12 protein-coding genes and 1 pseudogene are annotated in these 14,652 nt (G+C 54.6%); 12 read left to right on the top strand and 1 reads right to left on the bottom strand.

Annotated features, from left to right (window positions below):
- Window positions 1-11 precede the first annotated feature (11 nt).
- The 10 genes and pseudogenes from NB069_RS12550 (at window position 12) to NB069_RS12505 (ending at window position 10,999) form a co-directional block, all read left to right on the top strand.
- Window positions 12-1,304, top strand: a pseudogene (locus NB069_RS12550) (ABC transporter substrate-binding protein).
- 19 nt (window positions 1,305-1,323) lie between these two features.
- A complete protein-coding gene (locus NB069_RS12545) occupies window positions 1,324-2,205 on the top strand; it encodes a carbohydrate ABC transporter permease (RefSeq protein ID WP_250584003.1) in 882 nt (293 codons plus the stop codon).
- Window positions 2,192-3,034, top strand: coding sequence for a carbohydrate ABC transporter permease (locus tag NB069_RS12540; RefSeq protein ID WP_250584001.1), 843 nt, complete (start codon window positions 2,192-2,194; stop codon window positions 3,032-3,034). The genes NB069_RS12545 and NB069_RS12540 overlap by 14 nt, the downstream gene beginning before the upstream one ends.
- 28 nt (window positions 3,035-3,062) lie before the next feature.
- Window positions 3,063-4,115: a zinc-dependent alcohol dehydrogenase gene (locus NB069_RS12535; protein ID WP_250583999.1), complete on the top strand. Its 1,053-nt coding sequence runs from the start codon at window positions 3,063-3,065 to the stop codon at window positions 4,113-4,115.
- A 17-nt stretch (window positions 4,116-4,132) separates the two neighbouring features.
- Window positions 4,133-4,921 (top strand): sugar phosphate isomerase/epimerase family protein, encoded by a 789-nt coding sequence (locus NB069_RS12530; RefSeq protein WP_250583997.1) that lies wholly within the window; start codon window positions 4,133-4,135, stop codon window positions 4,919-4,921.
- A gap of 11 nt (window positions 4,922-4,932) precedes the next feature.
- Window positions 4,933-5,991 carry a Gfo/Idh/MocA family protein gene (locus tag NB069_RS12525; RefSeq protein ID WP_250589512.1) on the top strand — a complete coding sequence of 353 codons (1,059 nt, stop codon included), beginning with the start codon at window positions 4,933-4,935 and terminating at the stop codon, window positions 5,989-5,991.
- On the top strand, window positions 5,985-8,264 hold the full coding sequence (locus NB069_RS12520) for a glycoside hydrolase family 65 protein (protein ID WP_250583995.1): 2,280 nt from the start codon (window positions 5,985-5,987) through the stop codon (window positions 8,262-8,264). Before NB069_RS12525 ends, NB069_RS12520 begins: the two co-directional genes overlap by 7 nt.
- Window positions 8,254-8,931 carry a beta-phosphoglucomutase gene (pgmB, locus tag NB069_RS12515; RefSeq protein ID WP_250583993.1) on the top strand — a complete coding sequence of 226 codons (678 nt, stop codon included), beginning with the start codon at window positions 8,254-8,256 and terminating at the stop codon, window positions 8,929-8,931. Before NB069_RS12520 ends, pgmB begins: the two co-directional genes overlap by 11 nt.
- A gap of 2 nt (window positions 8,932-8,933) precedes the next feature.
- Window positions 8,934-10,016, top strand: coding sequence for an ABC transporter ATP-binding protein (locus NB069_RS12510; RefSeq protein WP_250583991.1), 1,083 nt, complete (start codon window positions 8,934-8,936; stop codon window positions 10,014-10,016).
- 68 nt (window positions 10,017-10,084) lie between these two features.
- The gene (locus tag NB069_RS12505) at window positions 10,085-10,999 is read left to right on the top strand and encodes an OmpG family monomeric porin (protein ID WP_250583989.1); all 915 of its coding nucleotides are present in this window, start codon (window positions 10,085-10,087) and stop codon (window positions 10,997-10,999) included.
- Between the two features lie 33 nt (window positions 11,000-11,032).
- On the opposite strand, the gene NB069_RS12500 is transcribed toward NB069_RS12505, so the two are convergent.
- Entirely contained in the window at window positions 11,033-12,043 is a 1,011-nt protein-coding gene (locus NB069_RS12500; protein ID WP_250583987.1) for a LacI family DNA-binding transcriptional regulator, read from the bottom strand.
- Window positions 12,044-12,198: 155 nt separating this feature from the next.
- Between NB069_RS12500 and NB069_RS12495 the strand changes: the two genes are divergently transcribed.
- Both NB069_RS12495 and NB069_RS12490 read left to right on the top strand, forming a co-directional pair.
- Complete coding sequence (locus tag NB069_RS12495) at window positions 12,199-13,596, top strand: YcjX family protein (protein WP_250583985.1); 1,398 nt, start codon at window positions 12,199-12,201, stop codon at window positions 13,594-13,596.
- Window positions 13,593-14,642 (top strand): YcjF family protein, encoded by a 1,050-nt coding sequence (locus NB069_RS12490; protein ID WP_250583983.1) that lies wholly within the window; start codon window positions 13,593-13,595, stop codon window positions 14,640-14,642. The genes NB069_RS12495 and NB069_RS12490 overlap by 4 nt, the downstream gene beginning before the upstream one ends.
- Window positions 14,643-14,652 lie beyond the last annotated feature (10 nt).

The following is a 14,652-nucleotide window of genomic DNA, read 5'->3' as shown; positions in this document are numbered from 1 at the left end:
GGACCTTAAAAATGAAAATGCCCAGGATTGTGCTGGTATCAGCACTGGTTTCGTGCGCCCTGTTGTCAGGCTGCAAGGATGACAAGAAAACTGCAGTCACCATCGAGTTCATGCACTCGTCGGTGGAACAGGAGCGTCAGGCGGTTATCACGAAACTGATTGAGAAATTCGAAAAAGAAAATCCCACCATCAGGGTGAAGCAGGTCCCGGTAGAGGAGGACGCTTACAACACCAAGGTGATTACACTGGCCCGCACCGGCGCGCTGCCGGAAGTGATTGAAGTCAGCCATGATTACGCCAAGGTCATGGACAAGGAGCAGTTGCTGGATCGCGTGGCGATTGGCGAAGCCATTAAAGCCGTGGGCGAAAACACCTTCTACGACGGCATTCTGCGCGTCGTTCGTACCGAAGACGGCGCAGCATGGACGGGGGTGCCCATCAGCGCCTGGCTGTCCGGCGTCTGGTATCACAAAGATGTCCTTGCGGCTGCGGGCATTAAGGAGCCGCAAAACTGGGAGCAACTGCTGAAAGCCAGCCAGACGCTTAACGATCCGGCCAAAAAACATTACGGCATCGCTCTGCCCACCGCGGAAAGCGTAATGACGGAGCAAGCGTTCTCACAGTTTGCCCTTTCGGGCGGTGCAAACGTGTTTGATGCCTAGGGTAATGTTGAAATCGATACGCCGGAAATGGCCAACGCGCTGACATTCTATAAACGGCTGGCGGCCACGACCATGCCGGGTTCGAACGATGTTATGGAGATCAAAGATGCCTTTATGAACGGCTCTGCACCGATGGCCGTTTACTCCACCTATATCCTTCCTGCGGTCTATAAAGACGGAAACCCTGCCAACCTGGGATTTGTCGTGCCAACTGAAAAATCTTCTGCCGTCTACGGCATGGTGACGTCGCTGACCATCACCACTGGCCAGGCCGAAGAGGAGACCAAAGCGGCAGAGAAATTTGTTATCTGGATGGAGCAGGCTCAGAACGCATCGGACTGGGTCATGATGTCACCTGGCGCAGCGCTGCCGGTAAATAAGAGGGTGGTTGGCACAGAAACCTGGAAAAACAACGAGGTGATTAAAGCCTTTGGTCAGTTGCCTTATGAGCTGATCTCGCAGTTCCCGAATATCCAGGTCTTTGGCTCCGTGGGCGACAAAAACTTCACCCGCATGGGAGATATAACGGGTTCGGGCATTATCAGTTCTATGGTGCATAACGTGACGGTGGGTCAGCAAGACCCTGGGGCAACGTTAAGCAACAGCCAGAAACGACTGACTGACCTGATTTCAAACCGATAGGCGCGCGCGGAAGGGAATTATGAAGACGTTGTTTTCTGGTCGTTCAGATATGCCTTTCGCCATGCTGCTGTTGGCCCCCAGCCTGATATTGCTGGGGGGCCTGGTGGCCTGGCCGATGATTTCCAACATCGAAATCAGTTTCTTACGCTTGCCATTAAACCCACGGGTGAGCGCCGTGTTTGTCGGGCTGGATAACTACATCCGGATCCTGAGTGACCCGGCCTTCTGGCACTCCTTATGGATGACCTTCTGGTATACGGCGCTGGTGGTAATGGGCAGTACCGGATTAGGGCTGGCCGTTGCCATCTTCTTTAACCGGGAGTTTCGCCTGCGAAAAACGGCGCGTTCACTGGTGATCCTCTCCTACGTGACGCCGTCGATCTCGCTGGTGTTTGCCTGGAAATACATGTTCAACAACGGCTACGGCATTGTGAACTATCTGGGCGTGGATCTGCTGCATCTTTATGACCAGGCCCCGCTATGGTTCGACAATCCTGGAAGTAGTTTTGTCCTGGTAGTGCTGTTCGCCATCTGGCGCTACTTCCCATACGCGTTTATCTCGTTCCTGGCGATTTTGCAGACCATTGATAAGTCGTTGTACGAAGCGGCGGAAATGGACGGGGCCAACGCCTGGCAGCGGTTTCGCATCGTCACGCTGCCCGCGATTATGCCGGTGCTGGCAACGGTTATCACCCTGCGAACCATCTGGATGTTCTACATGTTTGCGGATGTGTATCTGCTGACTACTAAGGTCGATATTCTGGGCGTTTATCTCTACAAAACCGCTTTTGCATTCAACGACCTGGGGAAAGCCGCCGCTATTTCTGTGGTGCTGTTCGTGATCATCTTTGCCGTCATTCTGCTGACCAGAAAAAGGGTAAACCTCAATGGCAACAAATAAACGCGTACTGGGCCGTATTGGTTTTTATCTGGGACTGGCGGTGTTTTTAATTATCACGCTGTTCCCGTTCTTCGTGATGCTGATGACGTCATTCAAGAGTGCGAAGGAGGCGATATCGCTGCACCCAACCATTCTGCCGCAGGCATGGACGCTGCAGCATTACGTCGACATCTTTAATCCGCTGATCTTCCCGTTTGTGGATTACTTCCGTAACAGCATGGTGGTGTCGTTCACCTCGTCGATTATCGCCGTTTTCCTCGGCACGCTTGGCGCGTATGCCCTGTCCAAACTGCGTTTCAAAGGCCGGGAAACCATCAACGCGAGCTTTTATACCGTCTACATGTTCTCGGGAATTTTGTTGGTTGTGCCACTGTTCAAAATTATCACAGCATTAGGCATTTATGACACTGAACTGGCGCTCATCATCACGATGGTGACCCAGACGTTGCCAACCGCGGTATTCATGCTGCGCAGCTATTTCGACACCATCCCGGATGAGATAGAAGAAGCCGCGATGATGGACGGCCTCAACCGCTTGCAAATCATCTTCCATATCACCGTGCCGCTGGCCATTTCCGGCCTGGTCTCGGTCTTTGTCTACTGCTTCATGGTGGCGTGGAACGATTACCTGTTTGCCTCCATTTTCCTCTCCAGCGCCAGCAACTTCACCTTGCCGGTGGGGCTGAACACGCTCTTCAGTACGCCGGATTATATCTGGGGTCGCATGATGGCGGCATCGCTGGTGACAGCACTGCCAGTGGTGATCATGTATGCGTTGTCTGAACGTTTTATTAAAAGTGGTTTGACCGCCGGTGGCGTTAAGGGCTAAGGCGGCCGATTTTAACAAGGAGTTTGTCATGAAGAAGTTAGTTGCAACAGCGCCTCGCGTGGCGGCGCTGGTGGAGTACGAAGATCGTCCGGTTGCCGTAAACGAAGTAAAAATTCGCGTCCGGTATGGTGCGCCGAAACACGGCACCGAAGTGGTGGATTTTCGCGCGGCGAGCCCCTTTATCGATGAAGAGTTTAACGCGGAGTGGCAGATGTTTACCCCGCGTGAGGAAGGGACGGCGCGCGGAATCGAATTCGGTAAGTTCCAGTTGGGCAATATGATCGTGGGCGAAATTGTCGAATGCGGCGCTGATGTCACGGACTACCGAATCGGCGACAGCGTCTGCTGCTACGGGCCGCTACAGGAGACGGTGATCGTCAATGCCGTCAATAACTACAAACTGCGCAAAATGCCTGAGGGCGCCTCGTGGAAAAACGCCGTCTGCTATGACCCGGCGCAGTTCGCCATGAGTGGTGTTCGGGATGCCAACGTACGCGTAGGGGATTACGTGGTGGTGGTAGGTCTGGGCGCGATCGGTCAGATTGCCGTCCAACTGGCGAAAAAAGCCGGGGCTTCGGTAGTCATTGGGGTCGATCCTATCTCGCACCGCTGTGATATCGCTCGACGTCACGGAGCGGATTATTGCCTGAACCCGATGGATAACGATGTTGGCATGGAGATCAAAAAATTAACCGGTAAACAGGGTGCCGACGTGATTATCGAAACCAGCGGTTTTGCCGATGCGCTGCAGTCTGCGCTGCGTGGGCTGGCCTACGGCGGAACCATCTCCTATGTCGCCTTCGCTAAACCCTTTGCTGAAGGTTTCAATCTCGGACGGGAAGCACACTTCAACAACGCGAAGATTGTCTTCTCCCGCGCCTGCAGCGAACCCAATCCGGATTATCCACGCTGGAACCGCAAGCGTATCGAAGAGACCTGCTGGGAACTGCTGATGAATGGCTACCTCAACTGCGAGGATCTGATCGACCCGGTGGTAACGTTCTTAACCAGTGCCGAAAGCTATATGCAATATGTCGATCGCCACCCGGAGCTGAGCATCAAAATGGGCGTCACTTTCTGAGCTAAGGAGAGCAACCAATGAAAATCGCAACGCAAAATCAAGCCTTTTTTCCGACCGATATTCTTGAAAAATTCCAGTACATCAAGAGTATGGGGTTTGATGGTTATGAGATTGACGGCAAACTGCTGGTAGACAATCTCGATGAGGTAAAAACCGCTATTAAAGCCACCGGCTTACCCGTTACCACCGCATGCGGCGGGTACGATGGCTGGATTGGTGACTTTATTGAAGAGCGTCGCCTGAACGGGCTGAAGCAGATTGAACGTATTCTCGTCGCGCTCGCTGAAGTGGGTGGAAAGGGCATTATCGTGCCTGCCGCCTGGGGGATGTTTACCTTCCGCCTGCCGCCAATGACCTCACCACGCAGCCTCAACGGCGACCGCAAAGCGGTGAGCGCCTCGCTGCGCTGGCTGGATGAGGTGGCCGCGCGCACCGGGACTACCGTTTATCTGGAGCCGCTGAACCGCTATCAGGACCATATGATCAATACCCTAGCAGATGCGCGTCGTTATATCGAAGAGAACGCTCTCAGGCATGTGCAGATCATCGGCGATTTCTATCATATGAACATTGAAGAAGATTCGATAACGGATGCGCTGCACCGGAATCGCGATCTGCTCGGGCATGTGCATATCGCGGATAACCATCGCTATCAGCCGGGTAGCGGTAGCCTGGATTTTTCTATCCTGTTCGATCAGCTTCGCGCTGACAATTATCAGGGATATGTGGTCTATGAATGCCGCGTTCGTGCCGACGATCCTGCGCAGGCTTATCGGGATTCACTCACTTATTTGCGTGAATGCTAAGGATGACGAGCGTGATGAGTGCCTCAACACCTTCGCCGCTGCGTGTCGCCATCATCGGTGCCGGGCAGGTGGCGGACAAAGTGCATGCCTCGTATTACGCTACGCGAAGTGATGTTCAAATGGTGGCTGTGATGGACAGCCGCCTCGAACACGCTCAGGCGTTTGCACAACGACATGCGATCCCCTCGGCGTGGCAGGACGCGCACGAGATGCTGCAGGCGGTCAGACCCGATGTGGTGAGTGTTTGTTCACCTAACCGCTTTCATTTTGAACATGTCACGGCGGCGCTGGAGGCCGGCTGCCATGTCATGTGTGAAAAACCGCCCGCCATGACGCCGCAACAGGCCGATATGATGCGCGTCGCGGCTCGCAAGGCGGGAAAAGTGCTGGCATATGATTTTCACCACCGTTTCGCGCTCGATACGCAACTGCTGCGTGAAGCCGTGCTGAACGGAACATTCGGTGAAATCTACTTCACCACGGCGCAGGCGTTGCGCCGCTGCGGGGTGCCTGGATGGGGCGTATTTACCAACAAATCGCTGCAGGGCGGAGGGCCGCTCATCGATATCGGCATCCATATGCTTGATGCCGCGATGTATGTCCTGGGCTTCCCGGCTGTAAAACGGGTGACGGCATACAGCTTTCAAAAATTGGGAACCCGTAAAAATTGCGGCCAGTTCGGTGAGTGGGATCCTGAGCAATATACCGTCGAAGATGCCCTGTTCGGCACGATCGAATTTTGCAATGGCGGCATACTGCGCCTGGACACCTCGTTTGCGCTCAATATACGCGAGCAGTCCATTATGAACGTTTCGTTCTGCGGAGAAAAAGCAGGTGCCACGCTGTTTCCGGCGCATATCTACAATGACGAAGCCGGTATTTTATCCACCCTTACGCAGCGAGAAGAGGCTGACGACCAGCGGCATTTACGCAGCATGGAGTCCTTTGTTCGCCATGTGATGGGGGAGCCGGTGATGATCGCCGATGCTGAGCAGGGACTGGTGATCCAACAATTAGTGGCCGCGCTCTATGAATCAGCGGAAAAAGGGGTAAGCGTGACGTTATGCTGAACCTGTCTGTATTAACCGATCCGGCATTTTGCCCACACAGCCTGAATAAATACGGCTCCATCATGGCCTGCGGTAATGGCTATATTGGCATTCGCGCCGCGCATGAAGAGGATTATACCCAACAAACCCGGGGCATGTATCTTGCGGGCCTTTATCATCGCGCTGGGCGTAACGAGGCCAGCGAGCTGGTCAATCTTCCGGATATTACCGGTATTGATGTTGAGCTGGATGGCGAAAATTTATCCCTGCTGTCAGGGGAGATCCTGAGCTGGCATCGTGAACTGGCTTTTTCCAACGGCGAGCTGTGTCGCCGCGTGGTATGGCGCTCCGCCGAAGGGAAGCGCTATCGTCTGGAAAGCCGTCGTTTTGTGTCGCTGGACGCGTTGCCGTTGGTGGCGATGCAGCTTTCGATTACACCGCTGGATGCATCGTCACAGATTGTTTTAAAAACCGGTATCGATGCGACCCAGACTAATAGCGGCAGGCAGCATCTGGACGAAGTTTCGGTCAGGGTTTTTGATCGGCACTACCTGCAGGGCGTGTATGAAACCCAGGATCGTGCCGCGGAGGTGGTGATCTCTGCCTGTTGTCGTCTCTCCACGGATAGCGAAAGTTGCTTTACCGCCAAAAATCGTCGCCTCTCCGTTCACCATACGCTGACTGCCTCGCAGGGGGAAAGGGTCACGCTGGAAAAACTCGTGTGGGTGAGTCATCGACGCGACCGAGGGATGACTACGGAAACCTACGCCCACAATGCCCTGGCCGAACTTCAAACCTGTGCAGAGCAGGGATACGCCGCATTACTTGCGCGTACTGCCTGCGCCTGGGAGAAGGTCTGGCGCGACAGTCGGGTGGAGGTCGCTTCGGCGGAAGATAAAGATCAGATAGCGCTGGACTATGCCGTCTGGCATCTGACCGCCATGACACCTGCCCATGACGAGCGAAGCAGTATCGCGGCCAAAGGGCTCACCGGGGAAGGATATAAAGGGCACGTCTTCTGGGATACCGAAATATTCCTGCTGCCTTTCCATCTTTTCACCCGGCCGCAGACGGCCCGTAATCTGCTGCGCTATCGCTGGTTAAACCTGCCTGGGGCGCGGGAAAAGGCCCGTCGTAACGGCTGGACGGGGGCGCTGTTCCCATGGGAAAGTGCGGCAAGCGGCCAGGAAGAGACGCCAGAATTCGCGGCGATCAACATCCGTACCGGTACGCGTCAGAAGGTGGCCTCCGCCCTGGCTGAGCACCACATCGTGGCGGATATCGCCTGGGCCGTTGTGGCTTACTGGCAGGCGACACACGACGATGCCTTTATGCGCAACGAAGGTCTGACGCTGCTGATAGAAACGGCATCCTTCTGGATGGCGCGCGCCACGGACGTTAACGGGCGCCTGGAAATCCATGACGTGATTGGCCCGGATGAATATACGGAGCACGTCAATAACAACGCCTATACCAACTATCTGGCCTGGTACAATGTCGCGAGCGCGCACCAGTTCATGGCGCAGTTCGGGCATAAGGATGAGCGTTTTATGGAAAACGCCACCACATTCCTGACGCGCTTATGGTTGCCGGAGGCAAATGCTGAGGGGGTGCTGCCTCAGGATGACACCTTCATGGAGAAACCGGCGATCGACCTGAGTCGCTATAAAGCAAAAGCGGGTAAACAGACCATTCTGCTGGACTACTCACGCGCAGAAGTGAACGAGATGCAGATCCTGAAGCAGGCAGATGTGGTGATGCTCAACTATCTGTTACCGGAACGGTTTACGATGGAGCAGTGCGTCGCCAATCTGGCGTTCTACGAGCCGCGTACTATCCACGACTCTTCCCTGAGCAAAGCCATTCACGGGATCGTTTTTGCACGTTGTGGCGATACGGAGCGGGCTTACGCCTTCTGGCGCGACGGCATCGCTATTGACCTGGGTGACGATCCGCATAGCAGTGATGAAGGTATCCATGCTGCCGCGACAGGGGCAATCTGGTCCGGGGTTATTCAGGGTTTTGCCGGCCTGCAGATGGTGGAAGGTGAATTGCACCTTGCGCCAAAACTGCCTGCCCACTGGCGCAGGCTTACTTTCCCGCTGCGCTGGCGAAACGCAACCCTGCGCGTCACCTTAGAGAACGATCTCTTAACGATTGACACAACGGCACCCGTCACGTTGACCCTGTGGGGGAAAACCCTTATCGCGTCGGGACGGCAGGTATGGTCCTGTAAGAATTTTATCACGCCCAGTTTTGGGACCGCTACCACGGAGGGTCAGCATGAGGCTTAAGGCTGTTGTTTTCGATCTTGATGGCGTGATCACTGATACCGCACATCTTCATTTTCTGGCCTGGCATGCTGTGGCGCAGGAGGCAGGCATCACCATCGACGAGATCTTCAACGAAGAGCTCAAGGGGATAAGCCGCATGGACTCTCTGGTGCGGATCCTACGCCACGGTGGAAAAGAGGAAATGTTTAATCACGAACAGCGCCTGGCGCTGGCGAGTCGAAAAAACGATCTCTATGTCCGGTCGCTTGCCTCACTGAACCAGGAATCCCTGCTGCCGGGTATCCGCGAGTTGTTGACCGAGATCCGCGCGGCAAACGTCAGGATTGGGCTGGCCTCCGTCTCCCTAAATGCCCCGGGGATCCTGCACGCGCTGGGAATACGACAGGCATTTGATTTTTGCGCCGATGCTTCCCGCATTGCCTGTTCCAAACCGGACCCGGAGATCTTCCTGGCGGCCTGCGCGGGGCTGAACGTTCGTCCTCAGGAGGCGATCGGTATTGAAGATGCCGCGGCTGGCGTCGAGGCAATCAACGCTGCGGGGATGTTGTCGGTAGGCATAGGGCCCGGGCTTGACCATGCGGGGCTACAACTTCGTTCAACGCGGGAACTCACCTGGAAATGTCTGACCGATTTCTGGTCTTCCCGGACGGTATTGATAAGGAACTAACAATGGCGCAACTGTCTCTGAAACATATTCAGAAAATCTATGATAACCATGTCCACGTGGTGAAGGATTTCAACCTCGAGATAGAGGACAAAGAGTTCATTGTCTTCGTCGGTCCCTCCGGATGCGGAAAATCGACGACCCTGCGCATGATCGCCGGGCTGGAAGAGATCAGTGCCGGTGAACTGGTGATTGACGGTGTCTGCATGAATGATGTCCCGGCCAAATCACGGGATATCGCCATGGTATTCCAGAACTATGCGCTCTATCCGCATATGACGGTCTACGACAATATGGCGTTTGGCCTGAAGATGCAAAAAATTGCCCCAGCGATCATCGAAGATCGGGTTAACTGGGCGGCGCAAATTCTGGGCCTGCGTGACTATCTCAAGCGCAAACCGGGCGCCTTATCCGGCGGCCAGCGTCAGCGCGTAGCATTAGGCAGGGCGATTGTACGTGAAGCTGGGGTATTCCTGATGGATGAACCGCTCTCGAATCTTGATGCCAAGCTTCGGGTGCAGATGCGCGCTGAAATCAGCAAGCTGCACCAGAAGCTTAACACCACGATGATCTACGTCACCCACGATCAGACAGAAGCCATGACCATGGCGACCCGGATTGTGATCCTAAAAGACGGCATCATCCAGCAGGTAGGGGCGCCAAAACAGGTGTATAACGAGCCGGCAAATATGTTTGTGGCGGGCTTCATTGGTTCTCCGGCGATGAATTTCATTCGCGGTGCGATAGACGATCGCTACTTTGTAACCGAAACGCTACGTATCGAGATCCCCGAAGATACGCTCGCTGCCCTTAATGCAAAGGGATATCAGCGTAAAGCCGTGGTGTTCGGCATTCGTCCTGAAGATATCTTCACGTCACAAAGTGAAGGTGAAAGCATCGCCGCAAAGATCAGCGTCGCGGAGCTGACAGGCGCCGAATTTATGCTCTACGCCAGCGTAGGCGGGCACGAACTGGTTGTTCGCGCCGGCGCGGCAAACGACTATGCGGCAGGGGATAATATCGGTATCCAGTTTGATATGAATAAGTGCCATTTCTTCGACGCGGACACAGAAGTGGCAATTCGATAATAAGAGCGTACGCCGGGAATGCATATTCCCGGTTTTTTGTGTTTGTTAATTATATAGGGAATATTTTAATGAGTACTTTACTAAAAAGCGCTGCGCTTGTTCTGTGCGCAGGGGTTAACTGCGCACAGGCAACAGAAACAGCAAAACACTGGGACTTTAATATTGGCGCAATGTATGAAATCGAAAACGTCGAAGGTCAGGGCGACGATAAAGATGGATTATATGAACCCTCAGTGTGGTTCAATGCTACCTGGGATGCGTGGACAATTTCACTGGCGATGTATCAGGAAGGGCCGGTTGATTATAGCAGCATGACCCGTGGAACCTATTTCGATCGCCCTGAATTTGAATTACGCTATCGTGTTATTGGTACCGATGACGTTGTTCTCGGCCTGACTGGCGGCTTCCGTAATTACAGTTATCACTTTAAAGATGAGCATGGTGCAAAAGACGGTACTGCAAATATGCAGCGCTATAAAATTCAGCCAGACTGGGACCTGAAATTAACCGATGACTGGCATTTTAGCGGCTGGCTTGCCCTGTATCAATTTGCCAACGACCTGGAGAAAACCGGTTATTCTGACAGCCGTGTCGAAACAGAGACCGGCTTCACCTGGACTATCAACGAAACGATATCAGCCAAAATTAATTACTATTTAGAGCGTGGCTTTAATATGGATGGTTCGCGTAATAATGGCGAATTCTCCACCCAGGAAATTCGTGCCTATCTGCCGGTTTCGTTAGGCAGCACCACGCTGACCCCCTATACCCGTCTTGGGCTCGACCGCTGGTCAAACTGGGACTGGCAAGACGATCCCGAGCGTGAGGGGCATGATTTTAACCGACTGGGCCTGCTTTATGCCTATGATTTCAGCAATGGTTTATCCATGACCCTGGAATATGCCTATGAATGGGAACACCATGATGAGGGGGACAGCGATCGCTTCCACTACGCGGGTGTGGGTATCAATTACGCGTTTTGACAGGTGATACACCAGGGGTAATGGCCCCTGGTGTTAACGCAGAGACTCAGCCCGGGAAAAATGTGTATCCACCAGCACCTTGTGCGGCGCGGGCTGGCCAGCGATGCGTTTGAACAGAAGCTCGCAACTCTCTTCACCCAGTTTACGTGTCGGGATATCAAAGCCACCGGGCGCAGGTGTCAAAATGAGCGATAGCATTGGGTCACTGTAACCCGCCACGGCGAGTTGCTCAGGGATCTTAATATTTAACTCATCCGCTGCACGATAGAGGCTGAGTAATTTCATGCTGTCGGTGGCAAATACTGCATTCGGCGGTGTGGTCGAGGATAACAGTTGAATGGCCGCCGCGAGCGCGCTTTCATGGGTATAACCGCCGTCGATTACCCATTCAGGATTAATCGCAACCTGATATTTTTCCAGGCTCGCTTTATAACCTGCAAGACGATCGATAGAGACATGATAATCGAGTGGGGCATGCAGGCAGGCAATATCTTTACGCCCCTGTTTAATAAACGTCTCTGTCAGTGTTGCGCTGTCATGATAATTGTCAGTGTCTACGGAGTAGATATTCTGATAGTCGCCTTCCACTTTGCCGATAACCACTACCGGAACACCGTAAGCATCCAGCCTGGAGAAAAAGGATTCATTTGCCGGTGAGCTTAGCATGATGATCCCTTTAATCATTTTCTGTTTTATTTTGTTTTCACATTTCAGCAGATCGTCTTCACTACTTTTCGAGGTCTGCAAAATAACGTCAAAACCCTCCTGCTCCGCTTTAGCGGTAATGACATGAAGCACATCTGAGAAAAAAGGATTGCCCGCTGTAGTTTTGGTTGAACGGGTTGAAATAACCATAATTGCGTCGAAGCCGGAAGAGGTGAGGGCGCGGGCAAGTTTATTGGGTTCATAATTTAATTCTGCAATTGCCTTGAGCACCTTCTCGCGGGCTTCAGGTGAGATATTGGTTTGCTTATTCAGAACTCTGGACACGGTTGATTTTGAAACGCCAGCAACTCGCGCAATATCATAGATGGTGGGTGACATACACCTTACTCGCTCCTGAAAGACAGCAATTTGACTCATCTTACTGGAGAGAAAACGGCAATAGCAATAATTATGAATTGATAATCAACGATCTGCCCCCATTTATTGTATTCTGAAGCAAGTGATTTCAGAGTTCCACGCAATGAAGGATGGCGATGAAGCGACTTAAAAATGAACTCAATTCCCTGGTTAATCGTGGGGTTGACCGTCACTTGCGCCTGGCGGTTACCGGACTGAGCCGCAGCGGCAAAACCGCCTTTATCACGGCAATGGTCAATCAACTCCTTAATCTGCATGCCGGGGCGCGTTTGCCCCTGCTGAGCGCCGTGCGTGAAGAGCGCCTGCTGGGCGTGAAGCGCGTGCCCCAACGCGATTTCGGTATTCCCCGCTTTACTTACGATGAAGGGCTGGCCCAGCTGTATGGCTCGCCACCCGCCTGGCCGACGCCCACCCGCGGCGTAAGCGAAATTCGCCTGGCGCTGCGTTTTCGCTCCAACGATTCGCTGCTGCGTCACTTCAAAGAGACTTCCACGCTCTATCTGGAGATCGTCGACTATCCTGGCGAATGGCTGCTCGATCTGCCGATGCTGACCCAGGATTATCTCAGCTGGTCGCGGCAGATGACCGGTTTGTTACAGGGGCAGCGCGCGGAGTGGTCCGCTCGCTGGGGTACGCTGTGTGAAGGGCTCGATCCGCTGGCCCCCGCCGACGAAAACCGGCTGGCGGCCATTTCTGAGGCCTGGACCGATTATCTGCATCAGTGTAAGAAAGAGGGCCTGCACTTCATTCAACCGGGTCGCTTTGTGCTGCCGGGGGATATGGCGGGCGCGCCAGCGTTACAGTTTTTCCCATGGCCCGACGTGGACGCCGTTGGCGAGTCGAAGCTTGCCCAGGCGGACAAACACACCAACGCCGGTATGCTGCGCGAGCGCTTCAACTACTACTGTGAAAAAGTGGTTAAGGGGTTCTATACCAACCACTTTTTACGCTTCGACCGCCAGATTGTACTGGTGGACTGCCTCCAGCCGCTCAACAGTGGGCCGCAGGCGTTCAACGACATGCGCCTCGCGCTCACCCAACTGATGCAAAGCTTCCATTACGGGCAGCGCACGCTATTCCGTCGTCTGTTCTCGCCGGTGATCGACAAACTGCTGTTTGCCGCTACCAAGGCGGATCACGTTACGGTGGATCAGCACGCGAATATGGTGTCGCTCCTGCAACAGCTTGTTCAGGATGCCTGGCAAAACGCTGCATTTGAGGGCATCAGCATGGACTGCCTGGGTCTGGCCTCGGTGCAGGCCACCCAGAGCGGCCTGATTGACGTTAACGGCGATAAGATCCCGGCGCTGCGCGGACACCGTCTCAGCGATGGCGCCCCGCTGACGGTCTATCCTGGCGAAGTTCCCGCCCGGCTACCCGGCCAGGCATTCTGGGAGAAGCAGGGCTTCCAGTTCGAAGCCTTCCGTCCGCAGACAATGAATGTTGACCAGCCGCTACCGCATATTCGCCTTGATGCCGCGCTGGAGTTTTTAATTGGAGACAAATTGCGATGACCGAACCTTTAAAACCGCGGATGGATTTCACCGGCACACTGGAAGAGGACAATCGCGAAGCCTTCAAAGCGGCACAAACGTTTGATGACTCCCTGGCCGGGAGTTTTGCTCCGGTGGTGACGGATATGCTCCCGCCCGAAGAGGGGCAGGCCGAAGCCGTTGTGGAGGCTGCACTACGCCCTAAACGTAGCCTGTGGCGCAAAATGGTCAGCGTGGGGCTGATGGTAGCGGGCGTAACGGTGGTAGGGCAAGGCGTGCAGTGGGCCATTAATGCCTGGCAAACTCAGGACTGGGTGGCGCTGGGCGGCTGCGCGGCAGGGGCGCTTATCGTCGGCGCGGGTGTGGGCTCAATTGCGACCGAATGGCGACGTCTCTGGCGGCTGCGCCAGCGCGCGCACGAGCGCGACGAAGCCCGGGATCTGCTGCACAGCCACGGCACCGGCAACGGACGGGCATTTTGTGAAAAACTGGCGAAACAGGCCGGGCTGGATCAGTCTCACCCGGCGCTTCAGCGCTGGTATGCAGCCATTCACGAAACGCAAAACGACCGGGAGGTGGTCTCTCTGTATGCCCATCTGGTACAGCCGGTGCTGGACAGCCAGGCGCGGCGGGAGATCAGCCGCTCGGCGGCAGAATCGACGCTGATGATTGCCGTCAGCCCGCTGGCGCTGGTGGACATGGCCTTTATCGCCTGGCGTAACCTGCGCCTGATCAACCGTATTGCCACGCTGTATGGTATTGAGCTGGGTTATTACAGCCGCCTGCGTCTGTTCCGCCTGGTTCTGCTCAACATGGCCTTCGCCGGAGCCAGCGAGCTGGTGCGCGAGGTAGGGATGGACTGGATGTCGCAGGATCTTGCCGCCCGTCTTTCGGCCCGTGCAGCGCAGGGAATTGGCGCAGGATTGTTGACCGCGCGGCTGGGAATTAAGGCGATGGAACTGTGCCGTCCTCTGCCGTGGACAGAGAACGATAAACCCCGGCTGGGCGATTTCCGTCGGGAATTAATCGGCCAGTTAAAGGAAACGCTCAATAAAAAACCGCAGTAACCCTCCTTCC

Origin of the sequence: Leclercia adecarboxylata (genome assembly GCF_023639785.1) — a bacterium.
Lineage (GTDB): Bacteria > Pseudomonadota > Gammaproteobacteria > Enterobacterales > Enterobacteriaceae > Enterobacter > Enterobacter adecarboxylatus_D.
This window is presented reverse-complemented; position numbering and strand designations above follow the sequence as displayed.

Coding starts and splice junctions, on each gene's coding strand:
- NB069_RS12545 (WP_250584003.1), top strand. CDS start 1,324: ATGAAGACGTTGTTTTCTGGTCGTTCAGATATGCCTTTCGCCATGCTG.
- NB069_RS12540 (WP_250584001.1), top strand. CDS start 2,192: ATGGCAACAAATAAACGCGTACTGGGCCGTATTGGTTTTTATCTGGGA.
- NB069_RS12535 (WP_250583999.1), top strand. CDS start 3,063: ATGAAGAAGTTAGTTGCAACAGCGCCTCGCGTGGCGGCGCTGGTGGAG.
- NB069_RS12530 (WP_250583997.1), top strand. CDS start 4,133: ATGAAAATCGCAACGCAAAATCAAGCCTTTTTTCCGACCGATATTCTT.
- NB069_RS12520 (WP_250583995.1), top strand. CDS start 5,985: ATGCTGAACCTGTCTGTATTAACCGATCCGGCATTTTGCCCACACAGC.
- pgmB (WP_250583993.1), top strand. CDS start 8,254: ATGAGGCTTAAGGCTGTTGTTTTCGATCTTGATGGCGTGATCACTGAT.
- NB069_RS12510 (WP_250583991.1), top strand. CDS start 8,934: ATGGCGCAACTGTCTCTGAAACATATTCAGAAAATCTATGATAACCAT.
- NB069_RS12505 (WP_250583989.1), top strand. CDS start 10,085: ATGAGTACTTTACTAAAAAGCGCTGCGCTTGTTCTGTGCGCAGGGGTT.
- NB069_RS12500 (WP_250583987.1), bottom strand. CDS start 12,043: ATGTCACCCACCATCTATGATATTGCGCGAGTTGCTGGCGTTTCAAAA.
- NB069_RS12495 (WP_250583985.1), top strand. CDS start 12,199: ATGAAGCGACTTAAAAATGAACTCAATTCCCTGGTTAATCGTGGGGTT.
- NB069_RS12490 (WP_250583983.1), top strand. CDS start 13,593: ATGACCGAACCTTTAAAACCGCGGATGGATTTCACCGGCACACTGGAA.